This is a genomic window from uncultured Hymenobacter sp., assembly GCF_964242765.1.
Classification (GTDB): domain Bacteria; phylum Bacteroidota; class Bacteroidia; order Cytophagales; family Hymenobacteraceae; genus Hymenobacter.
This window is the reverse complement of the sequence record NZ_CAXTBM010000001.1, coordinates 225,360-244,056: the sequence shown is the minus strand read 5'-3', so window position 1 is coordinate 244,056 and position 18,697 is coordinate 225,360. Positions and strand designations below refer to the sequence as shown.

The 18,697-nt window shown below is 58.7% G+C and carries 10 protein-coding genes; all 10 read right to left on the bottom strand.

The annotated features are described in order from the left end of the window. Positions 1–3: 3 nt before the first annotated feature. On the bottom strand, positions 4–2,772 hold the full coding sequence (locus ACFE7X_RS00810; RefSeq protein WP_375433748.1) for a family 78 glycoside hydrolase catalytic domain: 2,769 nt from the start codon (positions 2,770–2,772) through the stop codon (positions 4–6). Positions 2,773–2,965: 193 nt separating this feature from the next. Further along, positions 2,966–3,379, bottom strand: coding sequence for a type II toxin-antitoxin system VapC family toxin (locus ACFE7X_RS00805; RefSeq protein ID WP_375433747.1), 414 nt, complete (start codon positions 3,377–3,379; stop codon positions 2,966–2,968). 371 nt (positions 3,380–3,750) lie between these two features. Continuing rightward, positions 3,751–4,161 (bottom strand): DUF5713 family protein, encoded by a 411-nt coding sequence (locus tag ACFE7X_RS00800; RefSeq protein WP_375433746.1) that lies wholly within the window; start codon positions 4,159–4,161, stop codon positions 3,751–3,753. 64 nt (positions 4,162–4,225) lie between these two features. After that, complete coding sequence (locus ACFE7X_RS00795) at positions 4,226–7,063, bottom strand: glycoside hydrolase family 2 TIM barrel-domain containing protein (protein ID WP_375433745.1); 2,838 nt, start codon at positions 7,061–7,063, stop codon at positions 4,226–4,228. Between the two features lie 410 nt (positions 7,064–7,473). After that, entirely contained in the window at positions 7,474–9,366 is a 1,893-nt protein-coding gene (locus ACFE7X_RS00790) for a six-hairpin glycosidase (RefSeq protein ID WP_375433744.1), read from the bottom strand. Next, a complete protein-coding gene (locus tag ACFE7X_RS00785; protein ID WP_375433743.1) occupies positions 9,359–10,330 on the bottom strand; it encodes a glycoside hydrolase family 43 protein in 972 nt (323 codons plus the stop codon). The genes ACFE7X_RS00790 and ACFE7X_RS00785 overlap by 8 nt, the downstream gene beginning before the upstream one ends. Positions 10,331–10,534: 204 nt before the next feature. Then, positions 10,535–11,926, bottom strand: a complete 1,392-nt coding sequence (locus ACFE7X_RS00780; protein WP_375433742.1) for a glycoside hydrolase family 140 protein — start codon at positions 11,924–11,926, stop codon at positions 10,535–10,537. A 192-nt stretch (positions 11,927–12,118) separates the two neighbouring features. Then, positions 12,119–13,774, bottom strand: a complete 1,656-nt coding sequence (locus ACFE7X_RS00775) for a polysaccharide lyase family 1 protein (protein ID WP_375433741.1) — start codon at positions 13,772–13,774, stop codon at positions 12,119–12,121. Positions 13,775–13,918: 144 nt separating this feature from the next. Continuing rightward, positions 13,919–15,658, bottom strand: a complete 1,740-nt coding sequence (locus tag ACFE7X_RS00770) for a RagB/SusD family nutrient uptake outer membrane protein (protein WP_375433740.1) — start codon at positions 15,656–15,658, stop codon at positions 13,919–13,921. A 15-nt stretch (positions 15,659–15,673) separates the two neighbouring features. Continuing rightward, positions 15,674–18,667, bottom strand: coding sequence for a SusC/RagA family TonB-linked outer membrane protein (locus tag ACFE7X_RS00765; protein WP_375433739.1), 2,994 nt, complete (start codon positions 18,665–18,667; stop codon positions 15,674–15,676). Between the last annotated feature and the right edge of the window lie 30 nt (positions 18,668–18,697).

Sequence of the window (18,697 nt, the reverse complement as noted above, 5' to 3'; positions counted from 1 at the left end):
CAATCACTTAGTATTGACCACAAAAGCGTAGTCCCCGGACCCAACCTCGAACACGGCCCGGTCGCCTTCCATGCGCACGAACTTCACACCCGCCACGCCAGACACTTTTTTGCCGCCTTCCTGCACGTCTTTCGCGTCTTTGGTCGGGATGTAAACCAGCGCCTTGGTATTGCCAGGCACGGTGATGTTCCAGGTGAAGCGCTTGGCATCTTTCTTCCAGCTGCTCTTAATGAGGCCGCGCACCGAGCGGTACGAGGCGTGCACCGACGTGAGGCCGGCCGTGGGCGTGGGCTTCATTTCCAATTGCTGGAAGCCGGGCGCCTCGGGGGCCGACTTGATGCCGGCCAGGTTTTCGTAGTACCACACCAGCAGGTCGCCGAGCAGCATCACGTGGTTTTGGGAGTTCATGGCGGGGTCGGCGGTGTTGCCGTTCCATAGCTCCCAGATGGTGGTGGCGCCATTGGCGGCCATGTAGCCCCAGCTCGGATAGTCGCGGTTGGTGGCAAGGCGCAGGGCAATATCGGGGCGGCCGTGCTCGGTGAGGCTGCGCATCAGCCACTGCGTCCCGATTACGCCGGTGCTGATGTGGCCCTTGTTTTCTACCAGAATCTTGTCGGCAATGTTCTGGAATACTTTGCCCTGATCTTCCTCAGGCACCATGCCGTAGGCCAGCGGCAACAGGTTGGCCGTGACGGTGCCATTGCTGTACTGGCAGGTTTCCTTGTTCAGAAATTTCTGGTTGAAGGCAGTTTTCAGGTCGGCGGCCAGCTTGGCAAACTCCTGCGCGTCCTGCGGCTTGTCGAGCACCTTCGCAAAGCCCTGCATCAAACCCAACATGTGGTAGTAGGTGCTGCTGGCAATGAGCACGCCGTCGGTGTTACGGGCGGGGTCCTTGGAGTGAATCAACTCTTTCGACTCGGGCGGCACGCACCAGTCGCCGTATTTGTCTTTGGTGATGAGGCCGTTTTCCGAGTAGTTCTGGCGCATGTAGGTCAGCCAGCGCTTCATGGAGTCGTAGTGGCGGGTGAGCGGGGCGGCGTCGCCGTACTGCCGGTAGAGCATATCGGCAATGGTGAGGTAGGTGCCGGGCCAGGTCACGTTGTCGCCGTAGTAGCGCCAGAACGCGGGGGCCACGTCGGGGATGCTGCCATCGGCTTTCTGGGCCTGCTCGATGTCGGTGAGCCACTTGGCGTAGAGGCGCGAGTTGTCGAACACGAAACTCTCGCCGTAGGCCCCGGTGGTTCGGTCGCCGAGCCAGGGCTGCCGCTCGTTGCGCTGCGGGCAGTCGATGGGCATGCCTTTGTAGTTGCCGCGGATGCCCCAGTAGGCGTTCTTATACACCTGGTTGATGGTGGCATCGGAGGTGGTGAACTCGCCGGTGGTGGCAATGTCGTCGTACACGATGCGGCCGTCGAAATCAGCTACGGTGGGCGCGGCGCCGGGCCAGTTGCTGATTTCGGCGTAGCGGAAGCCGTGGAAAACGAAGGTTGGCTCCCAGGTTTCGCGCCCGCCACCTTTGAGCGTGTACACGTCGGTTACGCGGGCGTCGCGCAGGTTGGCCACATACAGCTCGCCGCTTTTCTGCAAGGTCTCGGCGAAGCGCAACGTCACCTTCTGGCCTTTCGGGCCGCTGGCGCGCAGCCGGAGCCAGCCCACCATATTCTGGCCCATATCCAGGATATACTTGCCGCCGGCCAGGGGCTTGATGGACACCGGCTTGATGGTTTCCATCACCTTCATGTTCTCGTTCATCTGCGCCTCAAACGCGCCGCCGGGCTCCTGCACCAGCTCGGCCTTCAGCCACTTCTTGGCGTCGAAACCGGCGGTGCTCCACCCGGGCATTTCCTTGGTGGCGTCGTATTCTTCGCCGTCGTACTCGTTGTTGGTGCGGATGGGGCCGTCGGCGGTGCCCTGCCAGGTATCGTCGGTTTTGATGACGTCGCGGGTGCCGTCGGCGTAGGTCACTTCCAGCTGCATGAGCAGCTTGGGGTAGCCGAAGGTCTTGATTTTGTAGGGCTTGTAGTTCTGGCGCATGGCGTAGAACCGGCCGTTGCCGAGCACGGTGCCCAGCGCGTTGGGGCCCTGCTTGAGCAGCGGCGTCACGTCGTAGGTGTTGTACTTCACGCCCTTGGTGTAGTCGGTGGGGCCGGGCGCCAGCACTTGGTCCCCTACCCGCTGCCCGTTCACGTACAGCTCGTACAGCCCGAGCCCGATGATATAGGCCGTGGCTTGCTTGATGGGTTTTTCGGTTTTGAATTCCTTGCGGAAGTAGCGCGCCGACAGCCGGGCGTGGCTTTCCTCTTTGTCCCAGGCAAACGCCCGGTCGAAGCCAATCCAGCGGCCTTTCCAGTCGAGGTAGTTCAGCAAACCGACGCTCCACCAAGCCGGCGTGCTCCAGGCGGTTTCGCCCTGGTTGGTCCAGGTTTTCACTTTCCAATAGCACTGCGCCCGGCTCCGCAGCGGCGCGCCCGCATACGCCACGTGCACCGACTGCCCCGAATTCACCTTGCCCGAGTTCCACAAGTCGCCTTCGTCGGCGGCCAGCTTCTCCGGCGACGAGGCCACCAGCACCTGGTAGGCGGTTTGTTCCAGGTTGCGCTCTGGGCTGCTGACCTCCCAACTCAGGCGCGGCGCGGTTACGTCGATGCCTTCGGGGTTGGTGAGCAACTCACAGCGCAGGCGTTGGAGCTGCACGGCGGCGGGCTTATTCGCCCGGAAAGCCGTGAGCAGTAAGATCGTACAAAGAAAGACAAGCAGGCGTTTCGCATTCATAGGGAATGACCCTACCCCCGGTTTCCTCTCTTTTCGGAAAGGGAAAGCCTGACGATTGGCAGGCGCAGTCCGCGGGTTTGTGCAGGGCACTTTTCAAGTACCATAGTTCGCCAAATTTCCCGCTCGTTCATTCTACGATCTTAGCATAATGCTTTAGGATTTGGGCATGGTGGGGTGATTTAAAACTTCTGGTCTATCGACGTGGTTCGGCCGTTGTCCAGTCCTGTAAGTCTATATTGGCTAAGCGGCTTAAATGCTTGTGGTTATTGGATACCATAACCATGTTATTGACGATGGCCGTGGCCCCGATCAGAATGTCAAAGTCATCCACCATCAGGCCCTGCCGGCGCAGCCTAGCTTTTTCAGAAGCATACACATCCAAGGCGTCATAAACCGGAATAACAGCAAACTTGGGAATGAAGGCTTCCACAATGGGCCTCATTACCTCAGGCGTCTTGCTATTCTCGACTCCGTATTTCAGCTCTGCTACTGTCATCTCGGAAATAAAGCAATTCTGCTGCCCAACTTCTTCAATCTTACGATTAAGCTGATATAAGCCCTTTATGAAATAGATGCAGATGTTAGTATCCAGCAGATAATTTTTCAAAGCGACTCAATGTCTCGGTTAGAAACTCTGGAATTTCTGATAGCGGCTATAATTTCTTCCGCGGTTTCTTCGCTATGATATGCCCCGAAGAGAGCTGCCAAACTCGGAACCGGTTGCGGCTGCGCCTCTTTTAACGACTGGGATAGTCGAGAAATTAAGTCCAACTTACTGTCGGCGCTTAAGTTGCTCAAAACGCCGAAATAGTAATCGGCTTGACTCGAGTGTGAGGTAATCGGTTGCATTTTAGATTCATCAAAAATGAGAAGCGAGTAATATACCGAATGAATTTGCTGCCCGCTACTTAAGCGCCGACAGTTACCAAGCTGATTCTCTCCTACCGCTGGATTGCCTTCATAACTTGATTACTAGCCTCACCACTCTCTTGTTGCTATCAATTCTTCTCTATCAGCATCGAAGCCATACGCTTTGGCCACGAAGTAGAAATTCTCGGCAATACATTCCCTAGCACCCGTTTCTATCTCGCTATCAGCTTCTTCAAAAACCTCCTGCAAATCATTGAACTTGTCTGTGGCAGCGTGAGTCAATTCATACAATTCATCTAATGACTTAGGCTGTCCTTGCTCGACTTTAAAGCACAAGCCTACCAAAATAGCTTTACCCTTGTCTACAAGCTTATTTGGGAAGTACGAGTCTTTGTACATCTCTTTCAGGAAAGAATAACTTTTAATCGATTCGTTTTTAAGATCTTCCTGCTTCCTGGCCATCTTGATATTTCTAAAGTTTATAACCGAGTTCAAATAACGAGTTTCTACCTTCAGCACACAAACAGCGGGTAGCAAACCTCGTTGGCTCACTACCCGCTGCTGCATTCGAGCTATACATTCCTTACCGCTTGCCTACTGCCGCCGGGGTGGCCTGCTGGCCGGTAAAATCGAAGTAGAGGGTGATTTCCTTGGCGTAGGATGGGTCTTTGCTGTAGTCGTAGTACATATTGGTTTTGCCCATCGGGCCCATGTTTTCAGCTTTCTGCGACTTGGTGCCGATGGGCGTGATGCCGTGCATAAAGGAGATGCTGCCGCTCGGAAAAGCCGGGGCCGTGTTGTAGGGCGTGGCCGAGAAGCGCGGCGTGAACAGGCGCAAGTACACGTCTTCCTGGTCGCAGACGATGGTGAAGGGCTGACCGGTGGTTTGAAAGGTGAGCCAGTAGAAATTGGAGTAGTAGCCCTTGAACTCAGGGTACTCGGGGCCGCGGGTGCCTTCCGTTTCGCCGGTTGAGGTGTTGTTGTAGGCTTTGTTCCACACGCCGAGGGTGGTGCCTTTCATGCGGTCCTTCCACACGCGGTAGGGCCCGTCGCCGCGCCATTGGGCACCGCGCACCTCTTTTTCGGGGTAGGTGAAGCTCAGGCCGGCCAGGGCAAAATCATAGTCTTTAGGGAAGTACTTGGCACTCATGCGCACCCAACCCGAGGGGTACACCGTCCACTGCAACGACTGGTAGCGGCTGATTTTGTTGAACTTGGCTTCGATGACCACGTTCTGGCCGTCCTGCCGTTGGCTGAGGCCCTCGAAAGCCGTTTCGCCCTCGGCCAGTACCGGGCCGTTGGTGAGCGGGATGATGCCCTTGGCGTTGCGCACCTGCCGCAGCAAGCCGGATTTGCGGCTGAACGTCAGCTCCACGCCGTTGGCGGCTACAGTATACGAAGAGTCGGTTTCGGTGAGCTTGGCTGCGCTGGGGCCTTCGGTGCGGATGAGTTGCTGCGCCACCGCGGCGGGGCGGGCAATGGGCCAGCTCCAGGTGTAGATTTCGCGGCCGGCCGGGTCTTGGGCCGTGATGTAGAGTACGTCGTGCTGCTGCCAGTCGGTGGGCAAGGCGAGTTGCAGAGTACCGTAGGTGCCGTTCGGCGTCACTGACGGTGCCGCCACGGTACCGGTTTTGGTAACGGGCACGGCCTTGCTACCGGGGCCGGGTAGTTGGGTGAGCTTCCAGGTGAACTTGCACTGGTTGAGGTTGGTGAAGTGGAAACGGTTTTGCACCCGGAATGAGCCGTCGAAAGTGGGCGTGATTTCGCGGCGCTCGAAGAACACCGGCGACCATACTTCCTTGATGGTATAGTAGCTCCCCTCCTTCTCGCGGTACGGGCCGAGGATGCCGTCGGCGCCGTGGTTGCCGTCGGTGTCGAGGATGCCGCCCTTGTCGGCGCGAACTACGCCGGCGTCGGAGAAGTCCCACAGAAAACCACCAGCCGAAAGGGGGTGCGCCCACATCTGCTCCCAATAGTCTTGCAGGCCGGCGCCGTGGCCGCCGTCGTAGAGGCCGTGCAGGAACTCAGTGGGGAACACCACGTTGTGGCCGTTGAGGTGGGTCCCGTTGCCGTAATCGTAGTTGATGTAGTGCTGCGTATCGGTGCCGCGGAACACCTGCCAAGCATGAATAATGGGGCGCTTTTGCAGGTCCATCCGGTCGAGGACGGGGTCCAGGTCGAAGTTGTGGCCGCCTTCGTTGCCGTTCACCCACACCACAATGCTGGGGTGAGTTTCGTCTTTCACTACCATTTCCTCGGTGAGCTTGGTGCCGGTGAGCGTGTCGTAGTTGCCGTGCCAGCCGGCTACTTCATCGAGCACGAAAAGGCCCAACGAGTCGCAGGCGGCCAGGAAATGGTCGTCGGGCGGGTAGTGCGACATGCGCACGGCGTTCATGTTCATGTCCTTCATCAGGTTCACGTCCGTGATGCTGAGCGCCTTGCTGGTGGTGCGGCCCGAGGTGGGCCAGAACGAGTGCCGGCACACACCTTTGAACTTGATTTTGGTGCCGTTCACGTAGAAGCCTTCCCGCTCGCGCAGCTCCACCGTGCGGAAGCCCACGCGCTTGTCGAGGGTGTGCATAGGTTGACCGGCCTTGCGAAGTGTGAAGGCTACGCGGTACAAGTTGGGAGCTTCTGGCGTCCAGAGTTTCGGCGAGGTTAAGGTGGTTTGCAGGCGCGTGGCCGCGCCCCCGGCTACGGTGGCTTTGAACTCACCGCCGGCTTTCTGCCCATCGAGCGTGTAGAGTTGGCCTATTACTTCATCAGCGGATGTTCCGTTCACGTACACGTCGGCCTTGAACGAGCCGTCGGCCTTGGCGTCCACGGCCACGCGGTTGATATGCGTGGCGGGCAGCGCCTCCAAGAACACCGGCCGGAAGATGCCGCCGAACAGCCAGAAGTCGCCGCGCCGCTCGGCATCGTTTACCGATTCGTTGGCGGAATGCTTGGACACGTTGGCTTCGAGCAAGTTGGTTTTGCCGTATTGCAGCAGTTTGGTGATGTCGTACTTGAAACGGTAGTACGAGCCCTGGTGCACCGCCCCCGCCGACTGGCCGTTGATTTTCACCTCGGTATCGGTCATGGAGCCATCGAACACGATGTTCACCGTCTTGCCCTTCCAGCTGGCGGGCACTTTGAACTGGTACTTGTAGAGGCCCTTTTCCTTGCCGCGCGCAGTGTCCTTATCGTGGCCGTAGTTGTACTTGCCAAAGCCCTGCAACTCCCAATTCGAGGGCACCGGAATAGTGGTCCACTTGCCGGAATTGCGCCCGGCGGTGCAGTAGAATTTCCACTTCTTCGTGTGGTCTTTGTCGGTACCAGACAGGAACATCGTTTCGGTGCCCTGTGCATGCAACTGAGTGAAAGGCAGCAGCAAGAGCAGCAGCGCAACGAACTTAGACGCAGTAGAAGTGATGGACATTGGGATGGAATTGGGTAAGCGAAGATCAAATCACGAACTCGTTCGTCATGCAGAAGCACAGCCGAAGCATTTCGCATGCTGATGCTAAAGAAGGTATTGTCATGCTGAGCGAAGTGAAGCATCATGCGTGCCGCCATTGCACAGATGACATTGCAACACTATTGTCATGCTGAGCTTGCCGAAGCATCTTGCTCGAACCGTTGCAGTAACAAGGGTTTACCACACTGGCGAGATGCTTCGACTGCGCCTTCGGCTCCGCTCAGCACGACAGTTACTTTGGCATAGTCAGCAGGCAGCATGCTGTGGCTGTGCTCAGCATGACGTACACATTGATAAACGCCAGCAAACCAGTTGCTTCGACAGGCGTCTATTTGATAGAGCAGGACGTTCTGTTTGCGTTGTCGTCTTGTCTAGTTAGACCCTAGGCCTTTCGCGGCGGAGCCGGTTGCGGCATCTGGTATGCTTGTTTTCAGCGACTTGAGGTAGAAAGTGGCCAACGGGTCCGATTCGCCGGCTTGGGGTAGATCATAGGTTTGGTCGGCGGGGGTGTCGGGCGTGGGGAAGTGGCGGGCTTCGCCGGTGCGGAACATGATCCGCTCGAAGGAAGCTACCGGCGCGAAGAAGATGTAGGTACCGGAGGGCTTGCCGTTGATAGACACCGTGAAGGACCGGGCATCGGCGTCGAGGGAGACGCGCACGTCGTACTGCTGGCCGGCTTGGTACTTGGTGATGTTCTTGAAGCGGGCCCCGGCTTTGTGGCGGAAGTTGCCCTCGGCATCGAAGGTGAGTTGCACAGCCGGCGTGCCTTTGCCGTCTTGAAACTCGATTTGCAGCAGGCCCTTATCGTTCTGGGCGGGCACCACCGAAAACTCGGCCACCACTTTCTTGGCTTCCGGAATGACACGCTCGGCTTTAGCGTAATCGAACTTGTCGGAATCTTTGAACACCAAGCCTTTCGTACCATCCGGCAGCTTACCGATTTCCACTGGCGCTTGCACCAAGCTGTAGGTGTTCCAGTTCACGAGTTCCTGCCCGGCGGGCAGCTGCGCAAATACCTCGTTGGCCTGCGTTTCGGTTTTGGCGCGCACGGGCACGGGCACAGAGGCAATCCAGATATCTTCTTTGTTGACGCTGTAGGTCAGCCACATTTTCTTGTCGGGGGGCGTGCCATTGCCTTCCAGGATGCCGCGCACGTACTGCGGGCCGTACGACTTGTAGTTGCCGCCGTAGCGCATGGGCGTGATTTCGCCGTGCACCAGCCACAAATCTGAGTAGTCCAGCCCGTTTTCACTGGTGGAAATGCCGAGCGGCCAGCGGAATTCCGAGGGATTGTACACCGTGGCGTAGCGCCCATCGGAGGTGCGCTGGCCCCAAATCTTGGCGTTGCTGTTCACGAATTTCGGCGCTCGGATGACCGGGTTGGGCCAGGTCTTGCCGCTGTCGGGGCTGATGGTGGTGAGGGCATGCTTCCAGAGGCCCACCACGCGGTTGTCGGGGAGGTGGTAGTAGCTGAAGGCTTTGTATTCTTTTTTGAGCGGAATCAACGGGTCGTCCCGGTCCTGCTCTTCCACCATCTGCTGCATCATCAGCGGCGAGGCCAGAATTTCCTCGCAGGCCGCTACAAAGCTCTTGTCTTTGCTGCTGGTGTAGAACGGGTACGTGGACTTCGACTTGTCCCAGGTCTTGTTGTTTCGCAGAAAGTAAATTGGGCCGAATTTGCCGTTGGGCAGCACCTCGCGCACCACCCGCCCGATGCCTTGGCCGTCGTTCGGGTCGTCTTTGGCATCGAGGGCAATACCGTAGTAGCCGAGCGTCAGGAGCCGGTTTTTCTTGGACACGTAGAAGCCCACCCGCTGGTGCATCACGGCCACCAAGTCCTTGGCGACCTTGCCCGGCTGGTCGGGTTTGGTAACGCCGTCCGGGATTTTGTAGGGCGGAAAAATCACCGTGGGGTTGGTCCAGGTTTCGCCGTCCTTGGAGGTGAGCAGCAGCGTGCGGCCCGGCGGAATATGCTCGCCCACCGGGTTGCTGAGGTATTGCAGGTAGAACTGCCCGTTCCAGTACGCCAGCATGGGGGCGTGGTTGTAGGTCCACCCCTCCCCGTTGGCGGCGCTTGGCTGCTCGCGGTTGGCGCGCAGCACCTGCCGGGTGTGCGTCCCGATGGCCGGCCGCAGCTGGCCGTGGTGGTAGTCCACGTTGCTGAGCGTGGTGCCGGTGTAGCGGATGGTTTCCTGTCCGCGGGCAGCAATACTGCCCAGCACAGTTAACGCTGTAGCCGCGAGAGGTGCTATGTGCTTACTCATGAGTTCCGCTCGTTGACGTTGCGGCGGCCGCCCCGGCGGGGGCGCTCTGCAACAAGGTTTTGAAAGTCTTGCGCGGCACCGAGAAGATGGTGCCGTGCTTGTGCCCTTCCGGCACGCTGGTCTGCGCCGACACGTCGGTGAACGACTTGAAATCAGAGGTCTTCATCACGCCGTAGCGCTTTTCCTTATAGGCGTCATAGTAGATCAGCCACTCGTCGTGCGGGAGTTGCACCACACTCGGGCCTTCGGTGAAGTTGCCGGTGAATGGCTCCGATACGTTCAGAAACGGCCCGAGCGCGCTCGGTCCGAAGGCGACTTTGATGTTGCGGTTGGGTCGGGTGTTGTCTTTCACTACTAGTACGTAGTCCTTGGCGGCGCGCTGCACTACCACGGCGTCAATCGAGCTGAAACCGGGGTCGATAAACAGCTTGGCCGGCGTAAACGACTGAAAGTCCTTGGTGGTAGTGTAGTAGAGCCGGTGGTTGTTGTCTTCTTCTTCGATGCCTTTTGGGAAACGGAACGGGATGGTGGAAGCCCACACAATGAGGTACTGCTTGGTGGGCGCATCGTAGAAAATTTCGGGCGCCCACACATTCACCGTGGTCGGCTCGTGCCCCATTACGTCGATGAAACGTTGCGTGGACCAGTGCACCAAATCCTTGGAACTGGCGTAGCCGAAGCCCTTGTCGCCCTTCCAGCCGCAGGTCCACACGAGGTGGTAGGTGCCGTCGGGCCCGCGGGCAATGGATGGGTCGCGCATCAGCTTGCTCGGCCCCACCTGCGGCGTCAGAAAAGACTTGCCCATGTCCGTCCACTTGTAGCCGTCGTGGCTATACAGCAGCCGCAGCCCGTCAGTAGCCGGCTCCCGAAACGACGTGAACATATACACGTCCTTCGAGCACGAGGCGAGCAGCGCGGCACCAAGCAGTAGCGGTAAAAAGCGTAAGGGTTTAGGTTTGAACATTATCTAAATCAACGTCATTCCGAGCTTGCGAGGAATCTCGCGTACTGATGTTGCCAAAGTATATGTCATGCTAAGCATGCCGAAGCATCTCTCCCGCTTCGTTGTGATGCTAACCAACGTCAGCACGCGAGATGCTTTGGTCCCTGGCTTGATGCGCCACATGCCTCTGCATGACGTTCTTTCGTTTTACAGTTTCAGTAAGAGCTATACTGTATCCAGAATCAACACCCAATCGTTGCCGTTTTTCACCTCACCGGGCGGGTTGAAGTCTTGCGTGCCTTTGTTGGGGAAGGTGCCAATGGCGGTGGTTTTGCCGTCGCGCGGACTGAACCAGGAGGCTTTCACCTTAGCCCCCGCGATTTTGCCGTGGTTCACCTTTATGTTGCGGCCATTGTAGGTGTAGACGAAAGCGTAGTTCTTGCCCCGGGTACCAAACAACCGATTGTATTTCTCCCCTACTTCGCTGGCAATCAACGACTGATCGGGCACCCGCTCGAAGAAAGGCCGGGAAAGCATTAGGTTCTTGAGGTGCACCATCTGCGCGGCCCCTGGCGCGTTGATGGCCGACGACCACAACTCCGACGAACCGTAGGCGCTGCCCTTGTCAAACGAACTGTGCATCTGCATCACCGAGTTTTGCCCGTAGGTGTAGCCAAAGGCGCCCGCAAACACCGACCAGTAGCCGTAGCGGCGCACGTCGGCGTCGTTCCAGCGGGGCTGCGTGATGTCGTGCAAACCCTGCGGAATGCCTTCGTACGATGGCTCGCCGTCTATAGAAGGCTTAGTGGGCGTCAGCTTGTTGTCTACTAGTTGGTAGCGCCAGTTGTCTTCGCCGTAGAGCTTTTTCTCGTTGCGCGAAGTGTCCTGCTCATAGCGCCGGTGCCCCGACTGGTACATGTTGAAATCCAACCACTTAGCCTGATGAAACCAGTCCGACGACTGCGTGCGGCCACGTGGGTGGTAGGTCACCAAGTGGTTGGGGTCAACGGCTTTGAGGGTGGTGCCGATGACGTTCCAGACTTTCAGAGAGTCCGAGCCGGCAATGTCGCCGCCGTTCAGCCAGATGATGTTGGGCCGGTTCTTATAGCGTTGCGCTAGGAAAGTGGCGTAGGTTTTGGCTTGCTGCTGATTGACCTTGCCGGCCTTCACGTTGGTGCCCCACACCGGCACGAGGCCCATGTACAGCCCTTTCTTGGCGGCTAGGTCGATGATGTAATCGACATGGTCCCAGAAGTCGTACTGCGCGGCGTCGGTGGGGGTGCTGCCTGTCGTGAGCAGCGGCTGGGCCACATTGCCGCGCACCAGCGCCGAGTCGCCGTACACGTTCACGCTCGGCACTTGGTGCAGCACCATCACCTGAATGACGTTGAATCCTTTTTTGCGCCGGTCTTCGAGGTAGGTTTCCGCTTCTTCACGCTTGAGCTTGTTGAAGAGCAGCCAGCCGGTGTCGCCGAGCCAGAAGAACGGCTTACCGGCTTCGGTAGCCAAGTACCGGCCGTTAGGGGCTACTTTCAGCTTGCCCGTCAACTCAATGGCCGGCGCAAAGGCCATGAGTAACAGCAACAGCGCAGAAGAAAGGCGAATGGGTATAGTCATTTGATTGGCAACTACTTTCTTACTTGAGCCTACTCATTAGGTCAGTTGGCATGCTGAGTGCAGTGCAACAAAGCCGAAGCATCTCGCGGGCTGACGTTGCAACACCACTCAGCATCACGTTCTAGTGGTGTTGCAACATCAGCCCGCAAGATGCTACGCTCTGCATGACGTTCTCTAAATGATGTGGCTAGCTCAGGACTTGCTTTTGCTGGTTTCCGGGCGGACGGTTTGCAGCTTTACCACGCTGTCGAGGTACTCTTCGATGTTGGTGTAGCCGTCTTTGTTGCGGTCCAGGCTGGCGTCGGCGGCGCTTTTGGGATTGAGGCCGCTCTTGGTTTCCCAGGCGTCGGGCATGCCGTCGTTGTCGGAATCCTTGTAGGGCGTGCCTTTGTAGGTGGGGTAGCCGCCTACTTGCGCGGGGTCGGTGATGATGCCTTGCTTGTAGGAATCATCGGGCAAGCGGCGCTTGATGTAGGGGCTTTTGGCGCTCGGCTTCGCGTCTTTGGCGTACACGATTTTGCCGGTGCGCACTTCTTCCACAATGCGCGCATCCACGGCGTCGCGCTTCGGCAAAGTGGCGCCTACGTTAGCCAGTACGTACTGGTAAGCTTCCTGCGCGGGTATAACCGTGACGTGCGGCAACGGCAGCGGCTCGTTCTGGCGGATGCTAGCCAGGATTTTCTCGGGCTCGGGCACATCTTCGAGCTGAACGCCGCCGGCCCAGTTGTCTTTGGTTATTTTCTCGTTGCCTTCCACGATGTTGCCGGCCACGTACGCCTTGCCGAACACCAGCCCAATCTGCTTGTCGCGGCTGGCTTCGGGCTTGAGGATGCGGAAGCTGATAGGCTTGTCGAGGGGCGTGATGGGGCCGGGCTTGTAGTAGTTGTTGACGAAGTTGTACATCGAGCGGTTGTCGCCGCCGTCGGCCGAGCGGTTCCACCAGTTGAACACCACGTTGTTGGCGAAACCAAAGTCGCCGTACATGCCCACCGAGGGGTTGCGGCTGATGTTGTTGGCCCACAGGTTGCGCACAAAAGCACTATTCAGCCCCCCAATCGTGCTGCCGAAAGAGTGATTGTACGTATCCAGCGCCTCCGAGAAGATGGAATTCTGAATGGTCACGTTCACGGTCGGCAGCTTGTCGGCCTTGCCGGTTTGCGGGTTGTCGTACACGTGCCGGTACATCGACATGTTCTCATCCAGCCCCCAACTCGCCGACACGTGGTCAATCATGATGTTGCCCACCGGGTTGCCACCCAGCGCATCATCGCGCCGCCCTACTTCCGTGGCCCCACGCCGAAACCTCAGGTAGCGCACCACCACGTCGTGGGTGTTCAACCAGATAGATTCGCCGGCGATGCACACCCCGTCGCCAGGCGCCGTCTGGCCGGCCAGCGTGATGTAGGGCGCCCGGATAATGATAGGGCTTTGCAGCTTGATGATGCCGGCCACGTTGAACACCACGATGCGCGCCCCACCCTGCTCGCAGGCTTCGCGCAACGAGCCGGGGCCACTATCGGCCAGCGTGGTTACCACGTAGACCTTGCCGCCGCGCCCGCCAAACGAGTAGGCTCCGCCCCCTTCCGCCCCCGCAAAAGCCGGAATCTTGGCTTGCGGCAAATCGGAAGGCTGCGCGGCCCACGGCACGTAGGGCTTGCCGGCTTTGGCGTCCTGCTCGATGATGGGTAACGCCTTTTTCCAGGCTTCATCCGAGCGTTTCTTAGCCTCGTTCAGCGCCGCTTCGGCCTTGGCTTCTACGTCAGGCGGAATGGTAGGGTACTGCGCCAGCACAGGCCGGGCAGACGCCGTAGCAGCAAGAGCGGAAAGGAAAAGAAGGCGCTTGTTCATAATAGTGAGTGGTGCTTTTATCTGCGCATCAAGCAGAGACGAAGCATCTCGCGTGCTGATGTCTGGTTACTATTGTTGAGTCAGCACGCGAGATGCTTCGTCTCTGCTTGATGCGCAGAATGCTCTGCATGACAATCCTTTCCCTTAGTACCCTGGATTCTGCTGGAACTCGGCTTTGTTGGTTACGGCGTCGATGTCGCTCTGCGGAATGGGGCGTAGCGTGTGGAAATCCTGGATGCTGGTGCGGGCATCGGGGTTGTAGAGGCGAACCCGTTCGGTGAGCTTGCCGGTGCGTTTCAAATCCAGCCAGCGTACCTGCTCGCCGGCCAGTTCGCGGGCCCGCTCGTCGAGCACAAAATCCAGGGTCATCTGGTTGGCGTTGACTTGCATGGCGGCAGTGCGGCCGGGTAGGGCGGCGCGGGTGCGCACCAGGTTCACGTAGTAAGCGGCCGAATCAGCTTTGCCGAGGCGCACCTGCGCTTCAGCCCCGATGAGGACGATGTCGCCCAAACGCAGCATAAAGGCGTCGCGGGCGCTTTCCGTCACGGTGGCCGTGGCCCGGGTTGGGTCGTCGAACTTGCGCAGCGAGGGGTAATAGCGCCGCTCGCCCTTCAAAGTGCCGTTGGCGCTGTAGAGGTCGTCAATATCGTACACCTTGTAGCGGTAGCGGCGCGTGAAGCGCTGCTGGAAGTCATCGATGCTGCGCTTGGTGGCAAATACGGCGGTGTCGCCGACGGCGAACTTGGGCTGGTTCAGCAACGGCGCCAAGGCCGCATTCTGGGCTACCTCAGCCGCCGACCAACGAGGAATATTGGTGGCGTTGTTGGCAATCCAGGCTTGCTTGAATGAGCCTAGATACCGCGCGTCGTTTTGTTCGTTGTAGAGGTCGAGCAGGAAGCGCGTCGGCATGTAGCGTACGCCGGGCAGACCGTTGGCCACGTCGCGCGTCATACCGGGCTGGTCGTCGTACTTCATCAGGAACCATTGGTGGCCGGTGTTGCTACCCGCGTTGAAGGTCAGGTTGGTGGAGTAGTTCACCGCCCACAGTACTTCCGTATTGCGCTGGTTGTTGATGTTCCAGAGGTCGGCGTAGTTGGTTACGAGCCGGATGCCCTGCCCCGAATACGTCGTAGTGACCTTGCGGGCGAAGTTGGCTGCCTTCTGGTACTGCCCGCTCGACAGATACGCCTTGGCCGCAAACGCCTCGGCCGCGGGCCGCGTGATGCGGCCGTAGTCGTTGGCGGTGACTGGGGCCGGATACTGCGCCAGCGCCACGGGCAGGTTGGCCACGGCGAAGTCCACATCAGCCAGAATCTGGGCGTACACCTCTTCTACCGAGGCGCGGGTAGCCGTAGCCACCACCCCTTCGGTGGGCTCTAGGCGCAGCGGCACCGGCCCGAAGCTTTCCACCAAATGGTAGTAGTACCAGGCCCGCATGAAGCGCAGCTCGGCCTCGGCTGAAGCACGCCGCGCGGTGCTCAGGCCGGCCGTGTTGATGGACTTCAAGGCCTGATTGACCAGGTTGATGCCCGCGTAGCAGGGCTGCCACAGGTTGCCTCTCACCCACAGGTTGTCGGTGTTCAGGCCCTGATAGCTCATCAACGAGGGCTGCGGGCGTACGCCGGCCACGGCGGTGGCGTCGTTGTCGTTGGCATTGGTCCAGATATCGGTGCCCATTTCCAGCAGCGCGTAGCCCGACTCCTTGCCGTAGATGTTGCGGTTGTAGGTATAAGCGCCGTTGATAGCGGTTTCAAAGCCTTCGGGGGTGGTAAACACGGCCTCGGCGGTGGCACCGCTAGGGTTGAATTCTTCGAGTTGCTCTTGGCAGGCGGAAGCAGCCAGAGCCAACAGAGCGAAAGTTAGGGGGCGGATTTTGTTGTGCATGATGGTCTGGTCGAATTAGAAGCCCACATTCAGGCCCACCACGTAGGCGCGGTTCAGTGGCTGGTCAACAACTCCTTCTCCTTCCGGGTCAAAGTCGTCTAAGTTGCTGAAGGTGTAAAGGTTGCGGCCCGACACATACACCCGAACATTGTCGATTTTGCCCTTGCTTACTAGGCTCTTCGGCAGGGTATAGCCCAGGGTCACGTTGCGCACTTTGGCCCACGAAGCCTCCCGCTCGGTGAGGGTGGTAATGTAGCTCAGGGTGCGGGTAGCGTGCGGACGCGGGTACTCGTTGGTGGGGTTTTCGGGCGTCCAGTAATCTACTATGGCCCCGTTGTTGTTGCCGCTGCGGCTGTATTTGGCGTAATAGTCGGAGCTGATCCACTGGCCCACGCGGGCCACCAGCAACACGTTCAAATCGAAGTTCTTGTAGCGCACGTCGTTGCTCAGGCCGCCGGTCCACTTGGGCACCCGCGAGCCGATAACCGTGCGGTCGGCAGCCGTAATTTTACCGTCGGGTACACCATCCGGGCCCGAAAGGTCGGCCACTTTGATGTCGCCGGGCAGAAACTGCCCTGGCGTGCCATACTGCGCGGCTTCGGTTTCCTCGCCTAGCTGCCAGATACCAATCTTTTTGTAGTCATAGTACACTTGGGCGGGCTGCCCCACAATGAGCGAATTGCGGTAATCGGTGGCAATGACGTCGCCGGTCGGCAGTTCCACAATGGTTTCCTTGTTGCGAGCGTAGGTCAGGGTAGTCGACCACGTAAAGTTGTCGCCGCGTAGGTTCTGCGAAGTCAACGACACCTCCACGCCCTTGTTGCGGGTGCGACCGATGTTGCGGTTTACCGTGGCCACGCCCGTAAACGCGGGCAACGTGTACGGGAAAATCAAATCTTTGGTCTGCGCGTCGTAGTAGTCGACGGTGCCGGTCAGGCGGTTGTCGAACAACCCAAAGTCCACCCCGATGTCGGTGGTATAGGTTTTTTCCCAGCCAAGATCGGCGTTGCCAATAAGAGGCGAAATCGTGTAGGTCGGCGCGGCGTTGGCGTCGGTAAAGGAAAAGGAAGTATTCGTCAGCGAGTTTTGCGTGGCGTACGCAGCAATTCCGTCGTTGCCCGACACCCCGTAGCTACCGCGCAGTTTCAGCTCGGTCAGGAACTTCTGGTTTTGCATAAACGACTCCTCAATGATGCGCCAGCCGACGGCCGCCGAGGGGAAGTAGGCCCACTTGTTGCCCGGCGCCAGCTTGGAAGAACCGTCGGCGCGGTTGGTAAACGTCAGCAGGTAGCGCCCCTTCCAGCTGTAATTGATACGGCCGGCAAAGGAAACCAGATTGTTGCGCGAAAAGCCACTGCCGTAGAAGGGGTTCTGGTTGGCCGCACCAATATTGTAGAACGACTGCGAGGGCAGCACTTGGTTGTTGCCGCCCGCAAAGCTGTTGGTGGTATTGAAAATCAGGTCGCTGGCTACCCCGGTGAGCGTGAGCGAATGGTCGCCGATGTCCTTGCGGTACGTCAGCACGTTTTCCCAGCTCAAGTTGCGGCTTTGGTTGTTGGTAATCGAAGACTGCGAGTTGGCGCCGCGCCCATCAATGGTGTTGCGGCCGTAGAAGTTGCCGGCCTCCGATGTGGCGTAGTTGGCCGCGAAAGTGGAGCGCAAGCTCAAGCCCTCAAGAGGCGTCAGCTCCACGTAGGCCGCGGCCGTGAGGCGGTTGGTTTTGGTGTTGCGCTGGTAAGCCCCGGGCTGCTCGTCGGCCAGCGGGTTGATTTGGGTGCCACCCAGCAGGTTATAGAAAAGTTTGCCCTCGTCGTCGTACACGCGCCCCAGCGGAACGGCCTGCGAGGCCAGGTTGAGCGGGTCGCGGCGGATGTCGTTGTTGATGTAAGCCAACTGGCTCTGCACACCCACTTTCAGCCACTTGTTCACCGTTTGGTCGATGTTGGCGCGGGTGGTATACCGCTTGAAACGGTCCAGCTTCAGCAAACCTTTCTCGTCGTAGTAGCCCAGCGAAAAGTACACCTTGGTATTCTCGGAACCACCCGAAAGGCCCACCTGGTAATTTTGCTGCATGCCGTTGTGCAGCACCTGGTCGGGCCAGTCCAAGTATTGCTCGTTCGCAATGGCTTCCCGCTGCGCGGGGTTGAAGGCTACCGCGTCGTCGGCGGGGCTGTTCCAGGTGCCGGCGGCGCGGAAGGCCTCGCGGCGGAAGTCTATCCACTGTTGCCCGCTCATGTACTCCCCGTAGCCGGCCACTTTGGTGACACCAGAGTAGGCGTTGAAGTTGATTTTGGGCTTGCCGGTGCTGCCGCGCTTGGTAGTGATAATGATAACCCCGTTAGCGCCCCGCGAACCGTAAATGGCCGTCGAGGAGGCATCCTTCAGCACCTCAATGCTTTGCACATCGTTCGGATCGATGTCGGAGGCGTTAACGTTCTGCACTCCATCCACAATGTAGAGCACGTTGTTGGAGGAGCCAGGGTTGGCAATAGAGCGGTTGCCCCGGATGCGGATCGAAGAACCTTGCCCCGCGTACCCGTTGTTTCGGGTGATATCCGCGCCCGGAATCTTGCCTTGCAAGGCCTCGGTTATCGTCGTGACGGGCAGCTTGGTTACTTCCTCCCCTTTCACCGACACCACTGCTCCCGTCAGGTCGCGCTTGCGCACCGAACCGTAGCCAATCACCACTACGTCGTCGAGCGCCGCCGACTCCGGCGACAGGCGCACTTCCAGTCGGGTTTGGTCGGGCTTTACTATTAGTTCCTGGCTCTTATAGCCCAAGTAAGAAACGACCAACGTAACGTCCTGCTTGTCGGAAACTTGCAGCGTGAAGCGGCCTTCCGTATCGGTACTACTGCCGTTGGTAGTACCCTTGACTAGCACCGTCACGCCGGGCAGCGCTTCGGCCTTGTCACCACCAAGCACTTGGCCCGTGATGGAACGGGTTTGCGCCTGCGCAGCGCTAACCAGCAGCGTGGAGGCTGCCAGAATGGGAATAAATGACTTCATAGAAATGGGAATTTGGAAACGGGGAGATCA